Annotated in this window: 27 protein-coding genes; 10 read left to right on the top strand and 17 right to left on the bottom strand. The window is 66.9% G+C overall.

The features are described 5' to 3' along the window. Positions 1–10 precede the first annotated feature (10 nt). From LPH33_RS19010 to LPH33_RS18975, 8 genes are all read right to left on the bottom strand, one after another. Positions 11–697 carry a GntR family transcriptional regulator gene (locus LPH33_RS19010; RefSeq protein ID WP_039585441.1) on the bottom strand — a complete coding sequence of 229 codons (687 nt, stop codon included), beginning with the start codon at positions 695–697 and terminating at the stop codon, positions 11–13. Beyond that, positions 697–1,389, bottom strand: a complete 693-nt coding sequence (urtE, locus tag LPH33_RS19005; RefSeq protein WP_229568397.1) for an urea ABC transporter ATP-binding subunit UrtE — start codon at positions 1,387–1,389, stop codon at positions 697–699. The genes LPH33_RS19010 and urtE overlap by 1 nt, the downstream gene beginning before the upstream one ends. After that, the gene (gene urtD / locus LPH33_RS19000) at positions 1,389–2,171 is read right to left on the bottom strand and encodes an urea ABC transporter ATP-binding protein UrtD (protein ID WP_060650619.1); all 783 of its coding nucleotides are present in this window, start codon (positions 2,169–2,171) and stop codon (positions 1,389–1,391) included. Before urtD ends, urtE begins: the two co-directional genes overlap by 1 nt. Beyond that, positions 2,168–3,304, bottom strand: a complete 1,137-nt coding sequence (gene urtC, locus LPH33_RS18995; protein WP_229565418.1) for an urea ABC transporter permease subunit UrtC — start codon at positions 3,302–3,304, stop codon at positions 2,168–2,170. Before urtC ends, urtD begins: the two co-directional genes overlap by 4 nt. Continuing rightward, positions 3,304–4,188, bottom strand: coding sequence for an urea ABC transporter permease subunit UrtB (gene urtB, locus LPH33_RS18990; RefSeq protein WP_016693074.1), 885 nt, complete (start codon positions 4,186–4,188; stop codon positions 3,304–3,306). The genes urtC and urtB overlap by 1 nt, the downstream gene beginning before the upstream one ends. Positions 4,189–4,212: 24 nt before the next feature. Then, positions 4,213–5,487 carry an urea ABC transporter substrate-binding protein gene (urtA, locus tag LPH33_RS18985; RefSeq protein ID WP_229565416.1) on the bottom strand — a complete coding sequence of 425 codons (1,275 nt, stop codon included), beginning with the start codon at positions 5,485–5,487 and terminating at the stop codon, positions 4,213–4,215. 216 nt (positions 5,488–5,703) lie between these two features. Continuing rightward, complete coding sequence (locus LPH33_RS18980; RefSeq protein ID WP_071936289.1) at positions 5,704–6,750, bottom strand: DDE-type integrase/transposase/recombinase; 1,047 nt, start codon at positions 6,748–6,750, stop codon at positions 5,704–5,706. Further along, on the bottom strand, positions 6,723–7,178 hold the full coding sequence (locus LPH33_RS18975) for a hypothetical protein (RefSeq protein ID WP_071936290.1): 456 nt from the start codon (positions 7,176–7,178) through the stop codon (positions 6,723–6,725). Before LPH33_RS18975 ends, LPH33_RS18980 begins: the two co-directional genes overlap by 28 nt. 191 nt (positions 7,179–7,369) lie before the next feature. Here LPH33_RS18975 and LPH33_RS18970 point away from each other — a divergent pair, with 191 nt between their 5' ends. The 3 genes from LPH33_RS18970 (at position 7,370) to LPH33_RS18960 (ending at position 9,824) form a co-directional block, all read left to right on the top strand. After that, positions 7,370–8,254, top strand: coding sequence for a type IV toxin-antitoxin system AbiEi family antitoxin domain-containing protein (locus tag LPH33_RS18970; protein ID WP_229565414.1), 885 nt, complete (start codon positions 7,370–7,372; stop codon positions 8,252–8,254). Positions 8,255–8,349: 95 nt separating this feature from the next. Next, positions 8,350–8,805, top strand: a complete 456-nt coding sequence (locus LPH33_RS18965) for a hypothetical protein (protein WP_071936290.1) — start codon at positions 8,350–8,352, stop codon at positions 8,803–8,805. Then, positions 8,778–9,824 (top strand): DDE-type integrase/transposase/recombinase, encoded by a 1,047-nt coding sequence (locus tag LPH33_RS18960; RefSeq protein WP_071936289.1) that lies wholly within the window; start codon positions 8,778–8,780, stop codon positions 9,822–9,824. The genes LPH33_RS18965 and LPH33_RS18960 overlap by 28 nt, the downstream gene beginning before the upstream one ends. A gap of 47 nt (positions 9,825–9,871) precedes the next feature. On the opposite strand, the gene LPH33_RS18955 is transcribed toward LPH33_RS18960, so the two are convergent. From LPH33_RS18955 to LPH33_RS18945, 3 genes are read right to left on the bottom strand one after another with little or no spacing between them, the layout of a single operon-like run. After that, the gene (locus tag LPH33_RS18955; protein WP_060650623.1) at positions 9,872–10,273 is read right to left on the bottom strand and encodes a PPOX class F420-dependent oxidoreductase; all 402 of its coding nucleotides are present in this window, start codon (positions 10,271–10,273) and stop codon (positions 9,872–9,874) included. Positions 10,274–10,292: 19 nt separating this feature from the next. Continuing rightward, complete coding sequence (gene ramB / locus LPH33_RS18950) at positions 10,293–11,705, bottom strand: acetate metabolism transcriptional regulator RamB (protein ID WP_060650624.1); 1,413 nt, start codon at positions 11,703–11,705, stop codon at positions 10,293–10,295. Between the two features lie 53 nt (positions 11,706–11,758). Further along, positions 11,759–12,904 (bottom strand): globin domain-containing protein, encoded by a 1,146-nt coding sequence (locus LPH33_RS18945; RefSeq protein WP_060650625.1) that lies wholly within the window; start codon positions 12,902–12,904, stop codon positions 11,759–11,761. A gap of 534 nt (positions 12,905–13,438) precedes the next feature. Here LPH33_RS18945 and aceA point away from each other — a divergent pair. The 4 genes from aceA to LPH33_RS18925 all read left to right on the top strand — a co-directional run bounded on the left by aceA (position 13,439) and on the right by LPH33_RS18925 (position 19,336). Next, the gene (gene aceA / locus LPH33_RS18940; protein WP_060650626.1) at positions 13,439–14,728 is read left to right on the top strand and encodes an isocitrate lyase; all 1,290 of its coding nucleotides are present in this window, start codon (positions 13,439–13,441) and stop codon (positions 14,726–14,728) included. A 168-nt stretch (positions 14,729–14,896) separates the two neighbouring features. Then, complete coding sequence (locus LPH33_RS18935) at positions 14,897–15,793, top strand: 3-hydroxybutyryl-CoA dehydrogenase (RefSeq protein WP_060650627.1); 897 nt, start codon at positions 14,897–14,899, stop codon at positions 15,791–15,793. A 104-nt stretch (positions 15,794–15,897) separates the two neighbouring features. Next, on the top strand, positions 15,898–18,198 hold the full coding sequence (metE, locus tag LPH33_RS18930) for a 5-methyltetrahydropteroyltriglutamate--homocysteine S-methyltransferase (RefSeq protein ID WP_229565413.1): 2,301 nt from the start codon (positions 15,898–15,900) through the stop codon (positions 18,196–18,198). A gap of 79 nt (positions 18,199–18,277) precedes the next feature. Then, complete coding sequence (locus tag LPH33_RS18925) at positions 18,278–19,336, top strand: NAD(P)-dependent alcohol dehydrogenase (protein ID WP_229565411.1); 1,059 nt, start codon at positions 18,278–18,280, stop codon at positions 19,334–19,336. A gap of 44 nt (positions 19,337–19,380) precedes the next feature. On the opposite strand, the gene LPH33_RS18920 is transcribed toward LPH33_RS18925, so the two are convergent. Both LPH33_RS18920 and LPH33_RS18915 read right to left on the bottom strand, forming a co-directional pair. Then, a complete protein-coding gene (locus LPH33_RS18920) occupies positions 19,381–20,163 on the bottom strand; it encodes a SigB/SigF/SigG family RNA polymerase sigma factor (protein ID WP_060650629.1) in 783 nt (260 codons plus the stop codon). Continuing rightward, positions 20,160–20,579 (bottom strand): ATP-binding protein, encoded by a 420-nt coding sequence (locus LPH33_RS18915; RefSeq protein ID WP_026061321.1) that lies wholly within the window; start codon positions 20,577–20,579, stop codon positions 20,160–20,162. Before LPH33_RS18915 ends, LPH33_RS18920 begins: the two co-directional genes overlap by 4 nt. Before the next feature lie 125 nt (positions 20,580–20,704). On the opposite strand from LPH33_RS18915, the gene LPH33_RS18910 reads away from it, so the two are divergent. After that, a complete protein-coding gene (locus LPH33_RS18910) occupies positions 20,705–21,331 on the top strand; it encodes an STAS domain-containing protein (protein WP_324256219.1) in 627 nt (208 codons plus the stop codon). A gap of 187 nt (positions 21,332–21,518) precedes the next feature. After that, a complete protein-coding gene (locus LPH33_RS18905) occupies positions 21,519–22,019 on the top strand; it encodes a hypothetical protein (protein ID WP_229565408.1) in 501 nt (166 codons plus the stop codon). A gap of 32 nt (positions 22,020–22,051) precedes the next feature. On the opposite strand, the gene LPH33_RS18900 is transcribed toward LPH33_RS18905, so the two are convergent. From LPH33_RS18900 to LPH33_RS18890, 3 genes are all read right to left on the bottom strand, one after another. Further along, on the bottom strand, positions 22,052–23,344 hold the full coding sequence (locus tag LPH33_RS18900) for a glycosyltransferase (protein WP_229565406.1): 1,293 nt from the start codon (positions 23,342–23,344) through the stop codon (positions 22,052–22,054). 98 nt (positions 23,345–23,442) lie between these two features. Then, complete coding sequence (locus tag LPH33_RS18895; RefSeq protein WP_060650633.1) at positions 23,443–23,799, bottom strand: hypothetical protein; 357 nt, start codon at positions 23,797–23,799, stop codon at positions 23,443–23,445. A 114-nt stretch (positions 23,800–23,913) separates the two neighbouring features. After that, positions 23,914–24,651, bottom strand: coding sequence for a PAS and ANTAR domain-containing protein (locus tag LPH33_RS18890; protein WP_229565404.1), 738 nt, complete (start codon positions 24,649–24,651; stop codon positions 23,914–23,916). A gap of 169 nt (positions 24,652–24,820) precedes the next feature. Between LPH33_RS18890 and LPH33_RS18885 the strand changes: the two genes are divergently transcribed. Then, positions 24,821–25,021 carry a hypothetical protein gene (locus LPH33_RS18885; RefSeq protein ID WP_060650863.1) on the top strand — a complete coding sequence of 67 codons (201 nt, stop codon included), beginning with the start codon at positions 24,821–24,823 and terminating at the stop codon, positions 25,019–25,021. Positions 25,022–25,166: 145 nt separating this feature from the next. Here LPH33_RS18885 and LPH33_RS18880 read toward each other — a convergent pair whose 3' ends face one another. Continuing rightward, a complete protein-coding gene (locus LPH33_RS18880; RefSeq protein ID WP_229565403.1) occupies positions 25,167–26,609 on the bottom strand; it encodes an alpha,alpha-trehalose-phosphate synthase (UDP-forming) in 1,443 nt (480 codons plus the stop codon). Positions 26,610–26,735: the final 126 nt, after the last annotated feature.

Here is a 26,735-nt window from a genome sequence, read left to right as displayed (position 1 = left end):
ACCGGAAGTGTCAGTCTCGGACGGCCCGGGCCATCCGCGCGAAGGCGCGTGCCTCCTCGGCCCGGCGCACGACCACCGATCGCGAGGTGTCGATGTGGGCGAGCAGCAGGTCGTGGGCGTCGTCGAGCTTGTCGGCGAGAACCAGCTCGGCGACCTCGATGTGCTCGTCGACGGTCGCGACGATGCGGTCGGGGGTCAGATAGTCGAACATCCGCACCGGGCGCACCTTCGCGTTCACCGAGGCCAGCGCGTCGCACAGGGCACGGTTGCCGGAGGCGGCGAGCAACGTCATGTGGAAGCGCTCGTCGAGCGTGACGAACCCGGCGTCGGGTTCGGGCGGCTCCTCGCGGATCTCGTACCAGCGGTCGAGTTCGGGACCGAGGACGTCGGGATCGTGCCGCACCGACTCGCCGTCGAGCGCGCGGCGGATCCCGCGCAGCTCCAGGGTGGTCCGCAGCTCGTACAGGTCGGCGAGGTCGTCGAAGCGCGGACGGTAGGGGTACAGCCCCTGGTCGCGGCGCTCGACGAGCCCGTCGGAGACCAGTCGGGCGAGAGCCTCGCGCACCGGCGTGCGCGACACCCCGTACTGCTCGGCGAGGCGTTCTTCACTGAGTCGTTCGTCGGGGGAGGGTGTCCCGGACATCAGACGATCGCGCAGGGCCTTGTAGACCCTCTCGCGCCGTGTGTCGGCGGCCATCAGATCGCCATCGCCGCACGGACGGTGGAGGCGGCGTCGACACCACCGTCACCCGTCGAGGTGATGCGCCCGGATTCGAGGACGTAGTAGTGCAGGGCGTTGTCGAGGGCGAAACCGATGTGCTGTTCGACGAGCAGCACCCCGAGGTGGCCGCTGCGGCCGAGTTCGACGATGGTGTTCTCGATCTCGGCGACCACCGACGGCTGGATGCCCTCGGTGGGCTCGTCGAGGATGAGCATGCGCGGCTCGGTGATCAGCGCGCGGGCGATGGCGAGTTGCTGGCGCTGACCGCCGGAGAGCAGACCCGCGCGCCGATCGAGGAGCGGGACGAGCGCGGGGAACAGATCGAGCATGTCGGCGACCAACTGTCGGCCGTCGCGGCGCGTGTCGGCGACGACCTGCAGGTTCTCACGGCAGGTGAGCTGACCGAAGGACTGCTGCCCCTGTGGGACGTAGGCCAGGCCGCGGGCGACCCGCGCGGACGGTCGCAGCGACGTGATGTCCTCACCGTCGAAGAGGATCTTCCCCTTCGTGACGGGCAGCAGGCCGACGGCGGCGCGCAGCAGCGTGGTCTTGCCGGCGCCGTTGTGGCCCATGACCGCGACGGTCTTCCCGGTCGGGACGGTGAGGGAGATGCCGTGCAGGATCTCGGTGCGACCGTAACCGGCGCGAACGTCGACGAGTTCGAGCATCATGCCTCCTGGGGAGCGGTGGCGGTCCCGAGGTAGACCTCCTGGACCTGCGGGTCGTTCTGGACCTGGTCGACGGTGCCGTCGGCGATGACCTTGCCGCGGGCGAGGACGGTGACAGAGGTGGCGAAGGCGCGCATGAAGTCCATGTCGTGCTCGACGACGACCACCGTGCGCTGGGCGCCGATGCGGCGCAGCAGCTGCCCGGTCTCCTCGCGTTCGTCGTGGCTCATGCCGGCGACGGGTTCGTCGAGGAGCAGCACGTCGGCGTTCTGCACGAGCAGCATGCCGATCTCGAGCCACTGCTTCTGACCGTGGGCGAGGATGCCCGCGGGAGTGTCGCGGTGGGCGGTCAGGCCGATCGTCTCGAGCGCTTCCTCGATCTCGGGCAGCACGTCCTTGCGGCGACGCAGCAACTGCCACGGGGGGCGGCCCGCGCCGGCGGCGATGTCGAGGTTCTGCAGGACCGACAGCTCCTCGAAGACCGAGGCGGTCTGGAAGGTGCGGCCCACGCCGAGGCGCGCGATCTTGTGGGTCTTCTTGCCGAGCAGTTCGACGCCCGACTTGGTGATCGAGCCGGTCGCCGGGACCAGGCCGGTGACGGCGTCGACGAGGGTCGTCTTGCCGGCGCCGTTGGGGCCGATGAGGAACCGCAGGTCGCCCTGGAGGAGGGTGAGGTCGACGCCGTCGACGGCGGTGAAGCCGTCGAAGGTGACACGCAGGTCGCGGATCTCGAGGTAGTCGCTGCTCATTCCGGCGTTGCCGCCGTAGACGGGTTTGCTCATCGCACGGGCTCCATCTCGGGAAGGTCGGCGGGCTCGGGTTCGGTCGGCGGTGTGGGTTCCGTCGGGGTGGTGCGGCGGCGTCGGCGGAGCAAGGTGATGACTCCGGCGAGGCCGGCGGGGAAGAAGCCGACGACGATGATGAACAGCAGGCCCTGCGCGTAGGTCCAGGCGGAGGGGAAGTTCTCCGACAGGGTGGTCTGCGCCCACGCCACACCCACCGCGCCGAGAACCGGGCCGAGCAGGGTGGTGCGTCCGCCGATGGCTACACCGATGAGAAACGCGATGGACGGGACGATGCCGACGTCGGCGGGGGAGATGATGCCGACGATGGGCACGAACATCGCACCGGCGATGCCGGCGAAGAAGGCCGCGACGGTGTAGGCGGCCACCTTGATCAGGGCGGGGTCGTAACCCAGGAAGCGGACCCGCTCCTCCTGGTCGCGGACCGCGACGAGCAGTTCGCCGTAGCGGGACTGCATGAGCTGGCGGGTCGCGGCGACGACGAGCAGCAGGATCGCGGCGACGATGAAGAACAGCATCCGCTTGTTGACCGGATCGGACAGGTCGTAGCCGAAGAAGGTGCGGAAGCGGTTGAGGCCGTTGGACCCTCCGGTGGACTGCTGGCCGACGAGCAGGATCGCGAAGGCCGCGGCCAGCGCTTGGGAGAGGATGGCGAAGTAGGCGCCCTTGACGCGGCGGGCGAACACACCGAAGCCGAGCAGTGCGGCGATGAGCGCCGGCACGATCAGGATCGCCAGCAGCGTGACGGCGGGAGAGGCGAACGGCACCCAGTAGGCGGGTAGTTCCCGGATGCCCGCGATCTGCATGAAGTCGGGGACCGTGTCGCCGCGGAGTTCGGCGTCGGAGATCTTCAGGTGCATCGCCATGATGTAGGCGCCGAGGCCGAAGAAGACACCCTGGCCGAGGGTGAGCATGCCACCGCGACCCCAGGCCAGACCGATGCCGACGGCGACGATCGCGAAGCACAGGAACTTGCCGAGCAGGCCGAGACGGAAATCGGAGAGGACGGCGGGGGCGAGACCGAACAGGACGATCGCGGCGATCGCGAATCCTGTTGCGGTGCGTACGGGTCCGGGTCGGGTGAAGGTGCGGGTCGAGAGTGTCAAGGGCATCAGACCAGGCTCCTCGTCTTGACGGCGAACAGGCCCTGCGGACGGACCTGCAGGAAGATCACGATGAGCACGAACACGATGACCTTCGCGATCGACGCGGTCGTGGAGTACTCGATGAACGAATTGAGCAGGCCCAGTGCGACGGCCGCGAGCACTGCGCCCTCGATGCGGCCGAGACCGCCGATGACGACCACGAGGAAGGCGTCGATGAGATACGACTGGCCGATCGTCGGGCTGGTCGAGCCGATGAGCGTCAGGGCCACACCGGCGAGGCCGGCGAGACCGGAGCCGAGGAAGAAGGTCGTGATGTCGGTGCGGCGCGACGAGATGCCCACCGTCTCGGCGAGGTCGCGGTTCTGCACCACGGCCCGGATCCGTCGTCCCATCGGCGTGTACTTCATCGACGCGATCAGGGCGACCACGCAGACCACGGCGAGGGCGAGGATGAACAGTCGGGTCTTCGGGACGACGGCCCCGAAGATCTCCACGCCGCCGGAGAGCCAGGACGGTGCGACGACGTTGACGGCGGGGGCGCCGAAGATGTCGCGGGCGGCCTGCTGCAGCAGCAGGCCCACACCGAAGGTCACCAGCAGGGTGTCGAGCGGGCGGTGGTACATGCGGCGGATGAGGGTGACCTCGAGGATCACGCCCATCACGCCGCCCACCAGGAAGCCGACGAGGAGGGAGACGAACAGGGACACCCCGGCCGACGAGATCACCTGCTGCACGACGAACGCCGTGTAGCTGCCGGCCATGATGAATTCGCCGTGGGCCATGTTGATCACGCCCATCTGGCCGAACGTCAGCGACAGCCCCAGTGCTGCCAGCAACAGGATCGATCCGATACTCAATCCTGTGAAGAGCTGTCCTACAAGGACATCCATGTCGTCTCCCTCTTCGGCTTCCGCTCAGTTACCGGACAGGCCCGACGCCCAGTCGTAGGACTCGAGGTACGGGTCGGGCTCGATGGCGCCGTCGGACTCCCAGACGGTGTAGATCAGGCCGTCGCCACGGATCTCACCGATGCGGGCGGTCTTGGTGATGTGGTGGTTGTCGCCGTCGATGGTCACGGTGCCCTCGGGGGCGTCGAAGGTGACGCCGTCGGCGGCATCGACGACGTCGTCGACCTCGAAGGACTCGGCCTTCTCGACGGTGTTCTTCCACAGGTAGACCGAGGTGTAGGCGGCCTCCATGGGATCGGAGGTCGGCTTGTTCGCGCCGTACTTCGCCTTGTACGCCTCGACGAAGGAGGTGTTTTCGGGGGAGTCGACGGTCTGGTAGTAGTTCCACGCGGTGAGCTGGCCCTCGATGTTCTGCGCACCGATGCCGCCCACCTCCTCCTCGGCGATGGACACCGACACGACCGGCATGTCCTTCGCGTTGAGTCCGGCGTTGGTGTACTCGCGGAAGAACGCGACGTTGGAGTCGCCGTTGAGTGTGTTGAACACCGCGTCGGCGTCGGCGGTGCGCACTTTGTTGACGATGGTGGAGAAGTCGGTGGAGCCGAGCGGGGTGTAGTCCTCGCCCTTGATCTCGATGCCGTTGGCCTCGGCGTACGCCTTGATGATGCGGTTGGCGGTCTGCGGGAAGACGTAGTCGCTACCGACGAGGTAGAGCGACTTCACGCCCTGTTCCTTCAGGTAGTCCAGGGCGGGCACGATCTGCTGGTTGGTGGTCGCGCCGGTGTAGAAGATGTTCGACGACGACTCGAGGCCCTCGTACTGGACGGGGTAGTACAGCAGCGCGTTGCGGTCCTCGAAGACCGGCAGCATCGCCTTGCGGCTCGACGACGTCCAGCCGCCGAACACCGCTGCGACGCAGTCGGATCCGATGAGCTTCTCGGCCTTCTCCGCGAACACCGTCGGCTCGGATGCACCGTCCTCGGAGACGATCTCGATCTGCTTGCCGAGCACACCGCCGTCGGCGTTGATCTCCTCGACGGCCAGCGCGATCGAATCGCGGACGGTGACCTCGGAGATGGCCATCGTGCCCGACAGGGAGTTGAGCGAGCCGACCTTGATGGTGTCGCCCGAGGTGTCGACGCACGACGCAGCACCGGAGGCCGTCGTGCTGCCCTCGTCACCCGCGCGGCTTCCGCAGGCGGACAGCACGAGTCCGACTGCAACGAGTGCTGCGGGGGCCGCGATGGCGCGGGTGGCGAGCCTGGACCTGACAACAGACATGTAGAGCCCTTCCTTCGAAGGTGTGGCCGGAGAGGACCCCGGTGTATCCGGGAGGCGTATACAGCGCTGTATCCGTGAGGCCACACAGTAGAAGGGAGTTGTTGCGCGGGAATATCTTCCGGTCACGGTCTCGTGACACAGATTTCGCGGGTGTTACAAAGTGCGCACAAGCATCAGCTACGGACTTCGCCATCCGCTACGGCAACTCGGTAGTTGTCAACCTGTCTGAGACAGGTGGTGGATGTTGATCCCTGTAGACCCGGGCAGTTCCGGCGCACGAGGCGCACGCCGGAACCGCTCGGGAAACTCCGCTGCATACTCATCGAGCATCTGCTGACGCAACCGCCGAACCGCAACAGCAGAACCGTCGAACACCGACGCCGGAGTATGCCGACCGAGCCCACTGTGCCGATGCTCGGTGGCATACCGATGCAGAAAACCCGCGGTCCACTCCCTGGCATGATCGATCGAATCGAACACCGGCGGGCAGGTCAGGTCGTACTTGACGGTCTTGAACAACGACTCCGAAAACGGATTGTCGTCACTGACCCGAGGACGGGAAAACGACGCGATCACCCCCCGCTCCTCGAGCAGATCGAGCAACACCGTCGACCGCATCGACGCCCCGTTGTCCGCATGCAACACTGACGGGCACCCGTGCTCGGCGATCGCCTCGGTGAACAACTTCACCGCACGCTCGCCGCTCTCATGGAACTCGATGCACCACGCGACCGGATACCGCGAGAACACATCGATCACCAGATACAACAGGTACCGGTCCTTCTTCCCGGGCCCCTTCAACTCGGTGATGTCCCACGACCACAGATCCCCGACCGCCCCGGCCCCGACCACCGGCCGGGCCCGGACAGGGCCGCCGCCCCCGCCGCCGCGGCGGCCACGCCGGTCCCCGACCAAGCTCGCCGCGCCGGCGACCCGATAGAACGTCCGCTCACTGCACGCCAGAACCCCTGCATCGAATGCACGCCAATAAACCTGAGCCACAGACAAATCCGCGTACTCGCCGGAGCACAGCACATCGCAGATCGTGTCACGTTCGCTCTCGCTGAGCGCGGCCGGCTGCCGACGCTTCGCCTGCGGCAGCGGGTCCCCGGCCGGCCGGTAATGCGTGTAGCCGCGACTGTGCCGGTAGTAACTGGCCCGAGGCAGTCCGAGCAGGGTGCAGGCCCGGGTCACCGGCATCGCCGCGTCCTGGTGCAATGTGGTGACCGTGGCGGTCAGGACAGCCTGTACCCCTCGAGCCATTGTTCGTACTCGGCCACGCTCATCAGCGCCGGTGGGATCGCAGGTGTCTCCGGCGCCGAGCTCTTGGTCACGTGCTCCAAGAGCTCGAATGCTTTTCCCAGGATCTGCTGGGCAGCTTCGGCCTGCTCGACCTTCTGACGCAGTTGCTGGTTTTCCTTGCGCAGCTGTGCCAGCTCCGCGCGCTCACGACTGTCCATGCGTCTACCCGGTTTCTCTGCGGCTGCCCTCATCGATGCGGTCCATTCTCCGCGGTCCCGGGCGGCGATCCAACGGTGGACCGTTCCGTAGGCGAGGTTGTTTTCACGCAGCAGTTTGGCACGGCTGCCGCGTTCGATGGCCGCGTCCCATTGCCGGAGGAACTCCGAGCGGTAGGCCATCGAGAACGAACGCATGCCTGTCGGTGTTCGGCCGACTTCGACGTCGATCATGATGCTTCCGTTTCCCCGCGTCCGTCCCTGAATGTGTCTCACGACCATCCTGGCAACCAACGAATAGCTGCAGCAGATGACGAAAGATGTAGCGAACGCGTTGTCCACAGGGTGACGACTCATCCACAGATCGACCGGAATCCGTGTCGTCCGCGGCTTTTCGGCGGCGGACGTGGGGCAGGGTGGTCGCCATGCAGCCCATCCTGCGCGCCGACGCCCTGACGACCGGCCTCAGCGACACCGAGATCCGCCGAGCCCTGCGCAACGGTGAACTCGAACGACTCGAACCCGGCGTGTACATCGCCGACGCCTCCCTCGACGACCTCGACCGCTACCGCATGCGCGTCCGGTCCGTCGGTGCACGTCTGTCCGCCGACACCGTGATCAGCCACGAGTCCGCCGCCGTCCTGCACGGACTTGCCCTGTGGAAGCCGGACCTCACGCGGGTGCACGTCAGCCGCGACAGGTCTGGTGGTGGACGCAGGACCGCAAGTCGCCACCTGCACGTCGCGCCACTCCCCACCTACGACCGCTCGGAGGTGGACGGAGTTCCCTGCACGTCGATGGCCCGGACGGTCGTCGACCTCGCCTGCACGCTCGACTTCGACGAATCGGTGATCGCGGGTGACTCCGCCGCAGCCCGTCAGCCTGGGCTCGCGGAAGCTCTCGCTCGTTCCCTGGCCGAGTCGGGCCCTCGTACGGGCATCGCCGCGGCACGGCGGGTGGCAGCATTCGTCGACGGTCGCAGTGAAAGCCCCGGCGAGTCGCTCAGCCGGGTGCGCATGCAGGAGGTCGGCATGCCGTCGCCGATCCTGCAGCAGGAGATCAGAACTCCCGGTGGGCTCTTCGTCGGGCGAGCCGACTTCTACTGGGAGGACGAAGGCGTCGTCGGTGAATTCGACGGCATGGGCAAGTACGACGACGGCGGGATCGAAGCCGTCCGACGGGAGAAGCGACGTGAGGACGCGCTGCGCGATCTCGGCTTCGAGGTGGTGCGGTGGACGTGGCCCGAACTGTTCCGATTCGACGTGGTCCGCGCCCGTTTCGATCGGGCCGTCGCCCGTGCCCGGAGGTAATCGCTACACCTTCAGCTATCCGCTACAGCAGTTCGTTGGTTGCCAGGATGGTCGTGAGACACATTCAGGGACGGACGCGGGGAAACGGAAGCATCATGATCGACGTCGAAGTCGGCCGAACACCGACAGGCATGCGTTCGTTCTCGATGGCCTACCGCTCGGAGTTCCTCCGGCAATGGGACGCGGCCATCGAACGCGGCAGCCGTGCCAAACTGCTGCGTGAAAACAACCTCGCCTACGGAACGGTCCACCGTTGGATCGCCGCCCGGGACCGCGGAGAATGGACCGCATCGATGAGGGCAGCCGCAGAGAAACCGGGTAGACGCATGGACAGTCGTGAGCGCGCGGAGCTGGCACAGCTGCGCAAGGAAAACCAGCAACTGCGTCAGAAGGTCGAGCAGGCCGAAGCTGCCCAGCAGATCCTGGGAAAAGCATTCGAGCTCTTGGAGCACGTGACCAAGAGCTCGGCGCCGGAGACACCTGCGATCCCACCGGCGCTGATGAGCGTGGCCGAGTACGAACAATGGCTCGAGGGGTACAGGCTGTCCTGACCGCCACGGTCACCACATTGCACCAGGACGCGGCGATGCCGGTGACCCGGGCCTGCACCCTGCTCGGACTGCCTCGGGCCAGTTACTACCGGCACAGTCGCGGCTACACGCATTACCGGCCGGCCGGGGACCCGCTGCCGCAGGCGAAGCGTCGGCAGCCGGCCGCGCTCAGCGAGAGCGAACGTGACACGATCTGCGATGTGCTGTGCTCCGGCGAGTACGCGGATTTGTCTGTGGCTCAGGTTTATTGGCGTGCATTCGATGCAGGGGTTCTGGCGTGCAGTGAGCGGACGTTCTATCGGGTCGCCGGCGCGGCGAGCTTGGTCGGGGACCGGCGTGGCCGCCGCGGCGGCGGGGGCGGCGGCCCTGTCCGGGCCCGGCCGGTGGTCGGGGCCGGGGCGGTCGGGGATCTGTGGTCGTGGGACATCACCGAGTTGAAGGGGCCCGGGAAGAAGGACCGGTACCTGTTGTATCTGGTGATCGATGTGTTCTCGCGGTATCCGGTCGCGTGGTGCATCGAGTTCCATGAGAGCGGCGAGCGTGCGGTGAAGTTGTTCACCGAGGCGATCGCCGAGCACGGGTGCCCGTCAGTGTTGCATGCGGACAACGGGGCGTCGATGCGGTCGACGGTGTTGCTCGATCTGCTCGAGGAGCGGGGGGTGATCGCGTCGTTTTCCCGTCCTCGGGTCAGTGACGACAATCCGTTTTCGGAGTCGTTGTTCAAGACCGTCAAGTACGACCTGACCTGCCCGCCGGTGTTCGATTCGATCGATCATGCCAGGGAGTGGACCGCGGGTTTTCTGCATCGGTATGCCACCGAGCATCGGCACAGTGGGCTCGGTCGGCATACTCCGGCGTCGGTGTTCGACGGTTCTGCTGTTGCGGTTCGGCGGTTGCGTCAGCAGATGCTCGATGAGTATGCAGCGGAGTTTCCCGAGCGGTTCCGGCGTGCGCCTCGTGCGCCGGAACTGCCCGGGTCTACAGGGATCAACATCCACCACCTGTCTCAGACAGGTTGACAACTACCGTATTTCCGTAGCGAATGGCGAATTCCGTAGCGGATGCGTCAGGTGGGGTCGAGGACCGAGCCCATCACGCGCTCGACGGCGATCTCGATGACGACGCGGCGGGGGTTGGGGCGGGGTTCGCGGTAGCGGGCGGCGTAGCGACGCTCGCCCTCGCGGACGTCGGCCTGCTCGCGCGTCACGCGGGCCGGGCCCTCGAGGGTGAGCCAGCGACCGCCGTCGACCTGGCTGACGACGGCGTAACCCCCGCGTTCGACGTTGAGGGTCTTCTGGGAGCCCTCGAAGGTGATGACACGGGCGAGGCCGGCCTCGCCGTCCCACGTGAACCCGACGGCGACGACGTGCGGCGAGCCGTCCTTGCGGAGGGTCGTGAGCGTCGCGAGGTGGTACTCGGACAGGAACTCGAGTGCCTTCGCGCCTATCGCGTCGGGGGTGCGTGCCATGCGACGAGCCTACCGACGCTCAACGCACCAGATACGGCGAGACCGACGAGCGGTGCTCGTTGATGTCGATCTCCTTGCCCAGGGGTGGGAAGGCGCGCTGCGGGCAGTTCATGCGCTCGCACACGCGGCAACCCGAGCCGATCGGCGTGCCGGGGTTGGACTCGTCGAGGTCGAGACCGTCGGCGTAGACGAGGCGATGCGCGTGCCGCAGTTCGCAGCCGAGACCGATCGCGAACGTCTTCGACGGCTGGCCGTAACGCGCGGCGCGACGCTCGACGGTGCGCGCAACCCACAGATAGCGACGACCGTCGGGCATCTGCGCGATCTGCGTCATGATCTTGCCGGGATAGGCGAAGGTCTCGTAGACGTTCCACAGCGGGCACGTGCCGCCGCTCGTGGAGAAGTGGAAACCGGTGGCGGACTGTCGCTTCGACATGTTCCCCGCGCGGTCGACGCGCACGAACGAGAACGGGACACCCCGCAGCTTCGGACGTTGCAGGGTCGACAAACGGTGCGCGATCGTCTCGTAGCTGACGCCGTAGAAGGCCGACAGACGCTCGACGTCGTAGCGGAAGTCCTCGGCGATCTCGTGGAACTGCGTGTACGGCAGGATCAGTGCGGCCGCCCAGTAGTTGGCGAGCCCGAGCCGGGCCAATGCGCGCGAGGCGTCGCTCGTGAACGAACCCTCCGCGACGAGGCGGTCGATGAGCTCCCCGCACTCCAGGTACGCGAGTTCGATGGCCAGCTTGAAGACCTGCTGCCCACCGGACAGCTGCGGCGCGACCTCGAGGACACGGGTCTCGGGGTCGTAGCGGTGCAGGATGTTCTCGCCGAGATCGATGCGCTTGACGATCTGCACGTCGTGGACGGTCGCCATGCGGCGGGCGATCTCGCCGCCGACGTCGCCGCGGTGGAACCGGATGCGATTGGCCAGTTCCTCTGCCGCGGTGTCGAGATCGTGCAGGTAGTTCTGCCGCTGGTAGAAGTAGTCGCGCACCTCTTCGTGCGGCATGGTGATCGCACCGCTGCCGCTGCCGTCGCTGTACCTCTCCTCGGTCGCGACGGCGAGCTGCGCGGTGGTGTTGCGGAAGCGCCGGTGGAGGTTGACCATCGCGCGCGCCAGAGTGGGGTGGGCGGCGACCATCTCGGCGATCTCCTGGGCGTCGGCCTCGATGCCCATCTCCCGGTCGAGCGCGACCTCCCGCATCTCCGCGATCAGACGGGTGTCGTCCTGCGAGGAGAAGAAGGTGGCATCCACCCCGAAGACCTCGCTGATACGGAGCAGGACGGGCACGGTCAGGGGCCTGACGTCGTGCTCGATCTGGTTGAGATAGCTCGCCGAGATCTCGAGGGTCTTGGCGAGCGCAGCTTGGCTGAGTCCTCGCTCGGTGCGTAGCTGCCGCAACCGGGCGCCTACATAGGTCTTGGCCATTCGCCCAGGGTAGAACTGCCTCACAGCCTTCGCAAGGTGGCGTTCGCAGCGTGTTAATCGACGGGCGCCGGTGGAGCCTCGAGACCGAACCACGAGCCTGGCGCGAACGCCTCGAAGTGGATCGACCCGGGGGACAGACCCGAGGCGACGAGATCGGAGCGGATGGCACGCATGAACGGGATCGGACCGCACACGTAGGTGCGGGCGTCACCCGGAATCGTCAGCCCGGACAGGGGAGTTCGCCCGTCGCTGCGGATCTCGTCGTACTCGGTGTAGCGCACGTGCAGCCGCGCGTCGGGCAACGAGTCGACCAGGATGCCGATCTCGGTCCGGTGCGGTTGCTCGTAGGGGGTGCGGTCGATGTGGACGACGTCGACGCTCCGGCCGTCGCCTCGGGACTGCATGTCGCGCAGTGCCGCGACGGTCATCGTCACTCCCACTCCCGCCGAGACGAGCAGCAACGGTTCGCTGCCCCGCTCGACCACGACGCTGCCGAAGGGCGGCGAGACGAGGATGTGATCACCGACGCGCAGGCCGTCGCACAGCACGGGGGAGACGAGTCCGCCCGGCACGCGCTTGACGGTGACGGCCCACTCGCCGCTCACTCTGCCCGGGAACACGGTGTACTGGCGGATCTGCTCGGAGCCGTCGGGCAACGCGACCCGCACCGAGATGTACTGGCCGGGAAGGAAGGCCGGCAGCGGCTCGCCGTCGACGGAGCGGAAGTGGAGGGTGGCCGCGTGCGCGCCGTCGTACTCGTGCTCGGTGACGCACACCCGGCGCCAGATGTCGCCGGGGGCCACACCGGCTCGCCGGTACAGCTCCGTCTCCTGCTCGACGAGCGAGTTCGCCATCAGCGTGTACACCTCGTGCCAGGCCACGGCGACCTGCGGTGTGACGGCGTCACCGAGCACCTCGGCGATCGCGGCGAACAGGTGCGTCCGCACGATCCCGTAGTGCGCTGCCTGCACACCGAGGGACGCGTGCTTGGCGGAGATCCGCTCCATGATGGGGTCGATGTCGGTCGGTGCATGGGTGATCAGCAGTGATGCGAAGGCGGCGACCGAGTCGGCGAGTGCCCGTTGCTGGGTCCCGTTCGCCTGGTTGGTGCGGTTGAAGGTGTCCCGCAGGGACGGGACGGCCCGGAAGAGCCGGTTGTAGAAGACACGTGAGATCGTGCCGATCTCGGCTCCGACCACCGGCAGGGTCGCTTCGACGATCGACCGCGACGTACTCGAGAGAATGTCGACTCCTCGTGTTCGGGGGGCTGTTCGGCCGGGGCCGACACACGAAGGCACTACGACGCGCCGGCCCCGATCCGGCCCGAGACATGTTACGGGTGGGATTCGAGGGGTCAATGGGAGATCACAGCGGGCGGTGGACTCCTGTGAAGGCAGTCACAGACAGGTGTCCGATCCGTCCCGCGGTGGGTGATTCGGCGGGACGGGGCCTTCCGGCGCGGGGGACCGGACGGCGGCAGCAAAAGCCGAGGTAGTTACTACTCGCGGGTAATAAACCTGTGCCCGATTCGGGTAGTTGGACCGACCATCGATTAGCAATCTTCGCAATGCCTGCAACGAAAATAGCCGAGATTGGCATTAGCAACAGGTAGACGGGTTTTTTGGACTGTGTCATTGTCGTTCCTGTACATCCGAACGGCACGCAAAGGATGTGAAGTCGTACACGCGTACTGCTTCATCCCGAGCGGGGCAGATCTAGAGAGTGGAGATTTGATGTCGACCACCGGCACCCCGAGGACTGCAGAAGAGATCCAGAAGGATTGGGACACCAATCCGCGCTGGAAGGGGATCACCCGCAACTACACCGCCGAGCAGGTCGCCAAGCTGCAGGGCAGCGTCGTCGAGGAGGCCACCCTCGCCCGCCGCGGTTCCGAGATCCTGTGGGACCTCGTCAACAACGAGGACTACATCAACTCGCTCGGCGCCCTCACCGGTAACCAGGCGGTCCAGCAGGTCCGCGCCGGCCTGAAGGCCATCTACCTCTCCGGTTGGCAGGTCGCCGGCGACGCCAACCTGTCCGGCCACACCTACCCGGACCAGTCGCTGTACCCGGCGAACTCGGTTCCGCAGGTCGTCCGCCGCATCAACAACGCGCTGCTGCGCGCCGACGAGATCGCCAAGGTCGAGGGCGACACCTCCGTCGACAACTGGCTCGCTCCGATCGTCGCCGACGGTGAGGCCGGCTTCGGTGGCGCCCTCAATGTCTACGAGCTGCAGAAGGCCATGATCGCGGCCGGCGTCGCCGGTTCGCACTGGGAGGACCAGCTCGCGTCGGAGAAGAAGTGCGGCCACCTCGGTGGCAAGGTGCTCATCCCCACGCAGCAGCACATCCGCACCCTGACCTCGGCTCGCCTCGCGGCCGACGTCGCGGACGTCCCGACCGTGGTCATCGCCCGCACCGACGCCGAGGCCGCGACCCTCATCACCTCCGATGTCGACGAGCGCGACCGCCCGTTCATCACCGGTGAGCGCACCGCCGAGGGCTTCTACCACGTCAAGAACGGCATCGAGCCCTGCATCGCCCGTGCGAAGGCCTACGCTCCGTACTCCGACCTCATCTGGATGGAGACCGGTGTTCCGGACCTCGAGGTCGCCAAGAAGTTCGCCGAGGGCGTGCGCAGCGAGTTCCCGGACCAGCTGCTGGCCTACAACTGCTCGCCGTCCTTCAACTGGAAGGCTCACCTGGACGACGCGACCATCGCGAAGTTCCAGAAGGAGCTCGGCGCGATGGGCTTCAAGTTCCAGTTCATCACCCTCGCCGGCTTCCACTCGCTCAACTACGGCATGTTCGACCTGGCCCACGGCTACGCCCGCGAGGGCATGACGGCCTTCGTCGACCTGCAGGAGCGCGAGTTCAAGGCGGCCAAGGAGCGCGGCTTCACCGCTATCAAGCACCAGCGTGAGGTCGGTGCCGGCTACTTCGACACCATCGCCACCACCGTCGATCCCAATACCTCCACGGCTGCCCTGAAGGGCTCCACCGAGGAAGGCCAGTTCCACTAGGAACCAGCGCCACCGAAGAGGCCACCACCCCGCGGCGGGATCCACAGGTCCCCATGTCCTGCCGCGGGGTGCGTGCGTATCAGGGGCGGTTCTGCACCCGCGCACCCGATGGGTCCGCACCTGTACTTCCGGCCTCGGCCACGACCCCCACAACGAGAAGGAGCTGACGTGACCAGCGAAAAGATTCAGCGCGTCGGCGTGATCGGCGCCGGCATCATGGGCGCAGGTATCGCCGAGGTGTGCGCACGCGCTCATGTCGACGTACTGGTGTTCGAGCAGACCCGCGAACTCGCGGCTGCCGGACGCGCCCGCATCCTCCGGTCGCTGGACCGGGGTGTGAGCAGCGGGAAGATCACCGAACGGGAGCGTGAGCAGGCCGCATGGCGTCTGCGTTTCACTTCCGATCTCGGTGACTTCGCCGATCGGCAGCTCGTCGTGGAGGCCGTCGTCGAGGACGAGAAGATCAAGAGCGAGATCTTCGCCGAACTCGACAAGATCGTCACCGATCCCAACGCGGTGCTCGCCTCGAATACATCGTCGATCCCGATCATGAAGCTCGGTATCGCGACCGGTGCCCCCGAGCGTGTCATCGGCATGCACTTCTTCAACCCTGTGCCGGTGCTCCCGCTCGTCGAGCTCGTCACCACCCTGAAGACCAGCCCTACCGTCTCCAAGCGCGCCGAGGCCTTCGCCGCCGACGTACTGGGCAAGCAGGTCGTGCGGTCCTCCGATCGCGCAGGTTTCATCGCCAACGCACTGCTGGTGCCGTACCTGCTCTCGGCGATCCGGATGGTCGAGTCCGGCTTCGCCACCAAGGAGGACATCGACAAGACGATGGTCCTGGGCTGCGCCCACCCGATGGGTCCGCTCGCCCTGACCGACCTCGTCGGTCTGGACACCGTCAAGTCGATCGCCGACTCCATGTACGAGGAGTTCAAGGAGCCCCTGTACTCGGCCCCGCCGCTGCTGCAGCGCATGGTCGAGGCGGGACTCGTCGGCAAGAAGTCGGGCGCCGGCTTCTACGAGTACGCCGACAACGGCCGCACGGTCAAGAAGGCCGGCTAGCCAGGTAGCACCACCGCACACGGCGCCCGTGCCCGGCGACAGTGTTCCAGCACTCGTCACCGGTGCACGGGCGCGGTGTGCATGAGGGAAAGGTCGACGCCGACATGGCAACTCTCGCCGACGGATACGGATCAAGCATCCTCGGGTACCCGCGCATCGGACCCCGCCGCGAGCTCAAGTTCGCCCTCGAGGCCTACTGGCACGGTGAGGGCACACGCGACGAACTCGTCGCGGTCGCTCGCGAGCTCCAGGAGAACACCTGGCGCGAGCTCGCAGCCACTGGTCTGACCCAGGTACCCGGCAACACGTTCTCCTACTACGACCACGTCCTGGACAACGCCCTGTTGTTCGGAGCGCTGCCCGACCGGTTCCGTCCGCTGGTCGACGAGCTCGACCCGCTCGATCTGTACTTCACATTGTGCCGTGGACGCGAGGACTTCCCGCCGCTCGAGCTGGTGCGCTGGTTCGGCAGCAACTACCACTACCGCCAGCCCGAACTCGACGAGAACACCGTCTTCGAGCTGAACTCGGCGGCCGTGCTCGACGAGTTCGAGCGTGCGAAGGCCGAGGGCGTCGAGCTGCGTCCGGTGGTGCTCGGCCCGGTCTCGCTGCTGCTGCTGTCGAAGGTCGCGCCGACGTCGACGAAGGAGGGTTTCCGCACCCTCGACCTGCTCGACGCGCTGCTCCCCGAGTACGAGAAGCTTTTCGAGCAGCTCGCCCGCGCCGGCGCGACCTGTGTGCAGCTCGACGAGCCGTCCTGCACCGAGGACCGCAGCGAGGAGGAGCTCGCAGCCCTCGCGCGTGCCTACGACGTGCTCTCCCACGCTCCGCTGCGGCCGCGTCTGCTCGTGACCGGTCCGTACGGGCATCTCGGTGAGGCGCTGCCGATCCTGGCCGCGTCGAAGATCGAGGCGATCGGTCTGGACCTGGTCGACGGCCGCATCAGCGCGGACGAACTGGCCGCCGTGCCCGGACTGAAGCGCAAGCGCATCTACGCCGGTGTCGTCGACGGCCGCAACGTGTGGAAGGTCGACCGCCACCGCACGCTCGAGTACCTGAAGTCCATCGCCGCGGTCGCACCGGATCTCGTCGTGTCGACCTCGTCCTCGCTGTTGCACGTGCCCTACGACGTGCTCGTCGAGTACGACATCCCCGGCGACGTCGCCGATCGTCTCGCGTTCGCGAAGCAGAAGGTGGGGGAGGTGGTCTCCCTCGCCAAGGCGCTCACCACCGGAGCCGAGGAGCGGTGGCGCAAGCCGCCCGTGTCGGTGCACTTCAAGCAGAAGCACACCGTCCGTGCACGTCTGAACGCGGTCACGCCCGCCCATCGGATGCGCGCGCCGTACGAGGAGCGCCGCGTCGCGCAGCAGAAGCGCCTGGATCTGCCGCCGGTGCCGACGGCGACCCTGGGGTCGTTCCCGCAGACCGCGGAGATCCGCAGGGCACGAGCGGAACTCGGTCGTGGCCGGATGTCGTACGACGAGTACGTCAAGCGCATCCAGGAGGAGATCGAGTGCACCATCCGTCTGCAGGAGGACATCGGTCTCGACGTCCTCGTCCACGGCGAGCACGAACGCAACGACATGGTGCAGTACTTCGCCGAGTTGATGGAGGGCTTCGCCACCACGCACTTCGGTTGGGTGCAGGCCTACGGTTCACGTTGCACGCGTCCGCCGATCCTCTACGGCGACATCGTGCGCCCGAAGCCGATGACGGTCGAGTGGATCTCGTTCGCACAGTCGCTGACCGACAAGCCGGTCAAGGGCATGCTCACCGGTCCGGTGACGATGCTGGCGCGTTCCTACGTGCGTCAGGATCAACCGCTCCACGAGACGGCCGACCAACTCGCGCTGGCCATCCGCGACGAGATCACCGATCTCGAGCGGGCGGGCATCGCGATCATCCAGGTCGACGAACCGGCCATCCGTGAACTGCTGCCGCTGCGGCAGGACGGGCGTGCCGAATACCTCGACTGGGCCGTCGACGCCTTCCGTCTCGCCACCGGTGGTGCGAAGCCGGAGACGCAGATCCACACGCACCTGACCTATTCGGGTCAGGCGTCGGTGGTCGACGCGATCGAGCGACTCGACGCCGACGTCACGGCGATCGTGGCGACGCGCTCGATCCGCTGGGTGCTCGAGGCGATCAAGGATCGCGCGCTCTCCCACGGTGTCGGTCCCGGTGTCTACGAGTCGCGCTCGGCCCGGATACCGGACATCGACGAGCTCGACGAGTTGCTCACCGAAGCGGCGGAATCGGTGGAACTGGACCGCTTGTGGGCCAATCCGGACGGCGGTCTCAAGACCCGTCACCACTGGCAGCTCGAGCCGTCGCTGCGCAACCTCGTCGCTGCGGCGCGACGACTGCGCCGCCGGACGGCCCAGCAGTCCGACCAGGCCGGATGACCGAACCGTCTCGACGACGTGCACCCGTGGGAGTCCCCCACGGGTGCACGTCGTCGTGAGGCGGAGTAGTTGTGGAGGAATGACGTCCACAACCGGTACGACCACTGTCGCCGCCTACGCCACCGCCGCGCCCGATGCGCCCCTGTCGAAGACCACCGTCGAACGACGTGCCCTCGGTCCGCTCGACGTACTCATCGCCATCGAGTTCGCCGGCATCTGCCATTCCGATATCCACACCGCCCGGAACGAATGGGGCGGAACCAAATACCCGATCGTGCCGGGTCACGAGATCGTCGGCACCGTCGCCGCCGTCGGTTCCGATGTCACGGAACACGCCGTCGGAGACCGCGTCGGCGTGGGCTGCTTCGTGAACTCCTGTGGCGAATGTGATCCCTGCCGAACAGGATTCGAACAGCACTGCACCAATCGGGTGACGGGGACCTACAACTCCGTCGACCGCGACGGCACCGTCACCCAGGGCGGCTACTCCACGCACATCGTCGTCACCGAACACTTCGTCCTGAGGATTCCCGACGGACTCGACCCGGCCGCCACGGCACCTCTGCTGTGCGCGGGAATCACCCTGTACTCGCCGCTGAAGCGGTGGAATGCGGGACCGGGCAGCAAGGTCGCGATCATCGGCATGGGCGGCCTCGGGCACGTCGGTGTGAAGATCGCTGCAGCGATGGGCGCGGAGGTGACCGTGCTCGGCCACTCGCTGTCGAAGCGGGACGACGGCCTGCGATTCGGGGCGGTCGACTACCGATCCACCGAGGACGAGTCGACCTTCAAGGAGTTGCGCGGGAAGTTCGACCTGATCCTCAACACCGTCTCGGTCAACCTCGACCTCGACCGCTACCTGTCGTTGCTGCGGCTGCACGGCACCCTCGTCGGCCTCGGCCTGCCCGAGAAGCCGCTGTCGGTGCGGGCGTTCTCGCTCGCGATGAACGATCGTGCGATGGCCGGATCGAACGTCGGCGGCATCCCCGACACGCAGGCGATGCTCGACTTCTGCGCAGAGCACGGCATCGGGGCGGAGATCGAGCTGATCTCCGCGGACCGTATCGACGAGGCATACGACCGTGTGGTTGCCAGTGACGTGCGCTATCGGTTCGTGATCGACGCTTCGACGTTCTGAGCGTGTCGACGTCCCGGGTGCGAGCACCCGGGACGTCGACTACGTCAGAAGTTGTCGCCGAGCTGCTCGCGGAGCTGCGCGAGGGTCTTCGTGAGCAGACGCGACACGTGCATCTGCGAGACACCCACGCGCTCGGCGATCTGCGTCTGCGTCATGTTGCCGAAGAAGCGCAGCAGGACGACCGTGCGTTCGCGCGCCGGAAGGGCCTCGAGCAGCGGCCGCAGCGCCTCGTGGTTCTCGACCTCGTCGAGCGCGGCGTCGTAGTCGCCGAGGGTGTCGGCGAGGGTGAGCCCGTCGTCGCCGGACGGAGACGACCGGTCCACCGACACCGTCTGGTAGGCGTTGCCGGCCACGAGACCCTGCAGCACCTCCTCCTGATCGATGCCGAGTTCCTCGGCGAGCTCGGAGGCGGTGGGCGCGCGTCCGAGTCGCTGGGAGAGCTCGGAGGTGGCCTTGCTCAGGGACAGATGCAGTTCCTTCATGCGCCTCGGCACACGAACGGCCCAGCCGGCGTCACGGAAGTGCCGGCGCACCTCACCCATGATCGTGGGGACCGCGAAGGAGACGAAATCCGAGCCGCGTTCGGGGTCGAACCGGTCGACCGCGTTGACCAGGCCCAGTCGCGCGACCTGCAGCAGATCCTCGAAGGCCTCACCGCGTCCGTCGAAACGACGGGCGATGTGCTCGGCGAGCGGAAGGCACCGCTCGACCACTTCGTCGCGGATGCGGATGCGACCGGGGTCGCCCTCCTCGAGTGCGAGGAGTGTTCTCAGCGTTTCGGTGACGTCGGCGTACTCGTCGCTCGACCTACCCGTGTTGCGCGTCACCGATCGGCGCTGCCTTCGGCGATGGACATGTCGATCGTGGCACGCGAGTCGTCGCTCGTCACCGAGATGGACTCGGTCAGCGAGTTGAGCACGTGCCATCCGAAGGAGCGCGGCTGCCCGATCGCGGAGGCGTCGTTCGTCGGTGCCGAGAGGCTGATGTGCAGCAGCGGAAGGGCGGCCCGGAAGGAGCACGCCAGAACCGCGTCCTCGGGAGCGCCCATGATCAGCCGCGTGGCCGCTTCGTCGACGGCGAGCTTCACGTCCGCCACGGTGTCGAGGTCGAAGTCGTGCTGCAGCGCGATCGCGGCGGCTACCGCTCGGAGCACTGCGAGCTGATCGGGATGGGCCTCTACTCGAAGTTCGACTACCGGGGGATTGTGGTCGCGTGCCGATTCGATCGACGCGGATTTTGCCATGAGCCTGATGTCTCCAGTACGGGGAGTGGGGGTACGAGCGGGTCGTGTCTGTCTGGTCGTCGGAGAGATTACCCAGATACCGCGAATTCAATCCATCCGCCGTGACCTGGGCAGGGGTCCGCAACATGCCCGAAATGCACGATCGACGTGTTGAGTGCCCGTGGTTCGTGGACTACTGTTGCGGCAGAAGGTTGAGCACACAGCCGAGAACACGGAAGCACCCCCGTTTCGGGAGGGTTCCGATCGGTCACCGGTTGTGCCTGTCTCGTAGGTCGTGCTTCCTGCAATTTTCGATGTTGGGAAGTGCTATGACAGTTCCTCAGCGAATTGCCGCACAGGTAGATTCCGTCCCATCCGGGTGGTCGGCTCGGCCGATCAGGTCCGACATTCCCGCAGAACGGGCCGTCGGCGCGGAATTCAGTGCGCAGAAGATCGAACCGGACCTCGTCTGGATCGACGTGCGAGGCGAGATCGACATCCGCAACGCACACGCTCTCCACGCGTTCACCCATCGGCAGCTCGAAGAATCGATCCGTATGGTCGTCGATCTCGGAGCAGTCGAATTCTTCGGTGCGGCCGGGTTGTCGGTCTTCGACGATCTCGACGAACGTGCGCGTGCCCTGAACGTCCGCTGGGCTCTTCTGAGTGGGCGGCCCGTGGAACGGTTGCTCCGCGTCGCCGATGAGGCCATCGCCGCCAAGGCCTGCAAGACACGTGAAGCGGCGCTCGCTGCGGTCGCTCCTGTGACCTAGAAGGATCGGGAGAGTCGACCACACGGCGTGGTACGCAATCCGCCACGCCCCTCCATACCGTTGCCGTTCGGGACACCCGGGCGGCAACGGTCCGTTCGGGGGCGCCTCCGATCCACCGTCCGGCCCTACCTGCCCGTTTCGTCACTTCGCCCCGGGGGAACCCGCTGGTGAACCCGAGGAGGTCGAGATGAGCACGAACGACTGGATTCTGCTGGTGATAGCGGTGGTCGTCGCGTTGTTGGTAGTGGCGGTGCTGGTGTGGACGCTTCGCAACCGGCGTGCCGAGCGACGGCGCGCCGAAGCCGAACGTCTGCGTCGCAGCGTCGAGGAGAACAGGCCCGGAGTCGAACAACGGGCCGCGTCGGCCGAACGCACCGAAGCGGAGGCCCGTCGCGCCGCGGCCGAAGCCGAAGCCAAGGCGGCCGAGGCGGAACGGCTGCGTGCCCGCTCCGAGGACGAACGTCGTACCGCCGAAGCGGCGCGCATCGAACTCGACGAGCGTCGTCGCCGTGCGGAGGAACTGGATCCCCGTTCGGCGGAGCGTGCCGAACGCGGTGACCACCGCGGGGAATCGGCTCCGGGAACGGCAGGTTCGCCGACCTCGAACCCGGTGCCCGGTGGCGAGGGCCGGATCGGCGATGCCGGCGGGGCGGGTGCGCACCGGAACGATCAGGACTTCCGTCGCTGATCGTTCCGGCGCCTGTACGGCTTCGATGGGCGCTACTGCACACCGGTCCGTGCGGTCCGGTGTGCAGTACGCCGGACCGGCACGCACCGCTCGTAGGCGCGAAGGGTGTCCTCCGCCACGCGATCCCAGGTGTACCGGGCGAGCACGCGGTCGCGTCCGGCGATACCGAAGGTGGCGCGTGTCGTCGTATCTGAGAGAAGCCGGCGCGCGGCGGCCGCGACGGCCTCGGGGGAGCGGGTGGGCACGAGAAGGCCGGTCGCCTCGTCGAGCACGGTGTCGAGCATTCCACCGGAAGCGGTTGCGATGACCGGGCGACCGCACGACATAGCCTGCAGGGCGAGCATCCCCGACGGATCGTGCCAGGGAGTGGAGACCACGGCGCCGGCGGACAGGAGCAGACCGGGCATCTCGTCCCGCCCGATATCGCGGCGGATCCGTACGCGTCCCTGCACACCGCGTACGCGTGCGAGTTTCACGAGACGGGACTTCTCCTGCTCGTCAGATCGGCGCGACAGGTACGCGGGAGCGGGATGCGCGGCGATGACGAGTTCGGTATCGGGAATGCCCGCCAGCGCTTCGATGGCGATGTCGAATCCGGAGCCCGGTTCGAGAGGACCGGCTGCGAGCAGACGATGCCTGCGGGTCCTCGTGGTGTCGGGAGCGGCGGCGGTGCTGTAGTGCACGGCGTCCACGCCGCTCGGCACCACCGTGGTCCGCGTGCGGGGAAGTCCCATGCGCGCCAGCTCGAACACCTCGTCGGAACTCGTCGCGATCATGCGCGTCGCACCCCGGGCGATGAGTCGCTCCAAGCGGATTCGGTCACGCGCGGACGCGTCCATCGCAGTCTTCTCCCGGATGCGGTGCTCGACCGTGCCGAGGGAGTGGAGGGTCTGGACCGTGGGGATGCCCAGCGAACGGGTGGCGAGCTGGGTGGCCAGTCCGGACAGCCAGTAGTGGGCGTGGGTGATGTCCGGTGGCCGCTGACGCCACTCCCGATCCAGGAAGCTCCCGAATTCGCCCATCGCAGAGGCAGTTTCGTCGGGGCGCAGCGGGGACGGCGGACCTGCCGGCACCTGCACCACTTCGTATCCACCAGGGGTGGAGATCCGGTCGGGGCCGTCGCGGTCCTCGCGGCGTGTGTAGACCACCACCTCGTGACCGGCCCCGGCGAGGGCGGAGGACAGTTCGGCCAGGTGGACGTGCAGTCCTTGCGGCGCTGCACCTGCGTGCGCGCCGTGACCGAGCAGGGGATTCACTTGTCCGGCAACCATCGCGATCTTCACCACAGCGGTATTCCCGTGTGTGATGAGGGATAAACCGGTCACGGCGCGTCGGTACGAACCGAAATACGCTGCTGTCCCGCCTGTTCGTTCGTGTGGGGTCGGCGGGCTCGATCGCCCCGGGCCGGGACGCCGGGCGCCCGTCAGATGATGGCGCGGGCGGAGATGGTGGCGTAGGCGACCATCAGCACCAGCAATGCCCATCCTGCGCCCTGCCAGATCGGCCAGCGACCGCCGCGCTTCCACGTGCGATAGGCCGTCAGCAGCGCACCGAGTCCGCCGAGCAGGAGCACGAGTGTGGGTCCGAAGACGAGGATCTGGCGGGCGGGATCGGCGCACACCGCGAATGTGGCGTCGCTGCAGTCCTGTCCGGAGTTCGTGCCCCAGAGGATGGCGACACCCATCACCACGAGTGCAGCGATGATCACGCCCCCTACGTACATCGTGGCCTTACGGGCTGTGCGGGGGTCGTTCCAACGTTTCTCCACATCCTGGGTCATGGCTCTCCTCACGTCGAAGGGCGCGCAGGCGCAGCGACCGGTGCGGCGCCGGACGCGACTCCACCTTCGAGTACCCCGGAGCGGGTCGCTCAATCGAGGAGGGGAGCGGGTCGCTCAATCGAGGAGGGGAGCGGGTCGCTCAATCGAGGAGGGGAGCGGGTCGCTCGATCGGGGAGGGGGCGGGTCGCTCGATCGGATTCGCTCGTGCACGGTGAGGAACAGGTGATCGAAACGGCCGCGGAACTCTGCGAGGATTCCGGGCGTGGTCGAGATCTCGTGTACGAGCCGTTCGGCGAGTGCACGCAGCTTGACGTTCGTCTCCTGGGAACGCCACACCAGGATCTCGAACGCGCGCTCGGCCGGGATCGTGTACGCCAGCATGAGAGCGCCCTTGGCCTGTTCGATGACGGCGCGGGCGTCCGCCAGTGAGGCCATCGCGGCGTCGGCCGCTGCCCGCAGGTCCTCCTCGAGGGCATCGGTCAGGTCGAGATAGAACCCCGACGTGCCGAGAACCGTGCCGTCCTCGTCCACGATGCGATCGCCGATCACGACGACATGTCTGATCGTGCCTCGGGTGTCGACGATCCGGTGCCGGCTGCTGAACGGTTCACCGGTGGTGCGGACGGAGGTGAGGAGCGTCGTGATGTCCTCCCTGTCGTCGGGGTGTTTGTGCCGGAGGACGAGTTCGGTCGTGGGTACGACGGTGCCCGGTTCGTAGCCGTGTATCCGGGCGACGGAAGCCGACCATTCCCACGAGTCGTCGGTCGACAGGTACCGGAAACTGCCGACGTGTCGGGAGACGTCGTCGGCGAGGATCCGGCTCAACGCTTCATCGGTGGGCGAATCGCTCATAAGAATGATTTTGCCGCTACTCCCACACGATGTTTCACGCCCCGGGGACGTATGAGAGATGTTGCGTCCGTTACGACCGGATCATGTTCCTCGGTGTGTTTGTTCGGTTTCCGTCTCGGGTACTGCTACCCGGCCGGACGGTCCGGCGTGTGGGACGGATCGAGGTGAGATCGTGCGATTGTTGAGTCTCGTGGTCCTGGTCTGGTTGATCATCGGTGCGGTGGCGGCCGGTCAGCGCGGCTACTTCAGCGACTCGGACCAGAACTGCAGCAGTCTCGCGACGGTGGCGGTCACGGTGGTGGCCGGGCCGCTCAACTATGCGGGCGTCAATCCCGAGGTCGAGTGCGAGGTGCCGCAGCCGAGTCAGTAGGTCTGCATTCCTTCGGGTCTGCAACTCGTCGAGGTTCAGGGCACGCGGGTCCCTTCCCGGTACACGCCGGAGAGGGGCCCGCGGCCCGGCTTCCGGTGGCCTGACTTTCGGTGGCCTGACTTTCGGTGGCCTGACTTTCGGAGGCCTAACTTTCGGAGGCCGCGACGTGCGCACCCGAGATGGCCCGCAGGTCCTCGAGGAAGGTGCGCGACCAGCGGGCGACGTCGTGCTCCATGACGTGCGCGTGCATGGTCTTCATGCGCCTCTTCCGTTCGGCGGGGTCCTCCTCGATCGCCTCCACGATCGCGCGCTTGACGCCTTCGAGATCGTGCGGGTTGACGAGGAGGGCACGACGGAGTTCCGCTGCCGCCCCGGCGAATTCGCTGAGCACCAGCGAACCGCTGCCGTCGCCGTGGCACGCGACGTACTCCTTGGCGACGAGGTTCATGCCGTCGCGCAGGGGAGTGACCAGCATGACGTCGGCGCCGGCGTACATCGCGAGGAGTTCGTCGCGGTCGACCGAGGCGTGGAGGTAGTGGACGACGGGCGAACCGAGCCGGGCGAACTCACCGTTGATCCGACCGACTTCGCGCTCCACCTGGTCGCGGAGTTGTGCGTACGCCGTCAACCGCTCGCGACTCGGCGTGGCCAGTTGCACCATCACGACCTTCTCGGGATCGAGGGTGCCTTCGGCGAACAGCTCGTACAGAGCCTCGAGGCGTACGTCGATTCCCTTGGTGTAGTCGAGACGGTCGACGCCGAGCAGCATGACCTCTGGATCGCCCAGATCCCTGCGGATCTCGGCAGCGCGTTCTCGAATGTCCTTGTCCCCGGAACGTTGCTGGAGCTGCGCGGAGTCGATGGAGATCGGGTAGGCGTCGACGCGGACCTGCCGGTCGCCGAGATCGATGGTGCCGCCGGACGATGTCCCGCGCGGTGCCGGGAGTCCGAAGAGCCGGTTGGCGAGGTAGACGAAGTTCTGTGCCCCACCGGGGAGATGGAAACCGACGAGGTCGGCGCCGAGCAGACCGTCGACGATCGCCTTCCGCCACGGCAATTGCAGGAACAGTTCGGTGGGCGGGAAGGGGATGTGGAGGAAGAAGCCGATGGTGACGTCGGGCCGGAGCTCGCGCAGCATCCGGGGAACGATCTGGAGCTGGTAGTCGTGCACCCACACCGTCGCCCCCGGGGCGGCGGCGCGCGCCGCGGCCTCGGCGAATCGCTTGTTGACCGCGCGGTAGGTACGCCACCAGCGGCGATCGAAGGTGGGTGGGATGAGCGCGTCGTGGTAGAGCGGCCACAGGGTGTCGTTCGAGAAACCCTCGTAGTACTCCTCGACCTCCTGGGCGGACAGCTCCACCGGATACAGCGAGAGTCCGTCCTCCTCGAAGGGATCGACCGTCACGTCGGGAGTGCCGGGCCAGCCGACCCAGGCGCCGCCGCTGGACCTCAGGACGGTCTCCATCGCGGTCACCAGACCGCCGGGGCTGCGTCGCCAGACCGGCGGACCGCCGTCGGTCGGCGTCTCCAGATCCACCGGCAAACGGTTGGCGACCACGACGAAATCGTCGGAGTTCGGTTCGTTCATTATCCCGCCTTCGTGCGACTGCCTCACGGCGAACCAATCCCAAATGTTCGAAATCGACTACTTCTTGTTATCAAGGCGGGTAGGGGGCCGCAAACCGCAAGCGCTGCTGCGGGCCTTCGACCAGCG

Origin of the sequence: Rhodococcus sp. RDE2, from assembly GCF_020885655.1 — a bacterium.
Taxonomy (GTDB): Bacteria; Actinomycetota; Actinomycetes; order Mycobacteriales; family Mycobacteriaceae; genus Rhodococcus; species Rhodococcus pyridinivorans.
The sequence above is the reverse complement of the archived record's forward strand: the minus strand, read 5'-3'. Positions and strand labels throughout refer to the sequence as shown.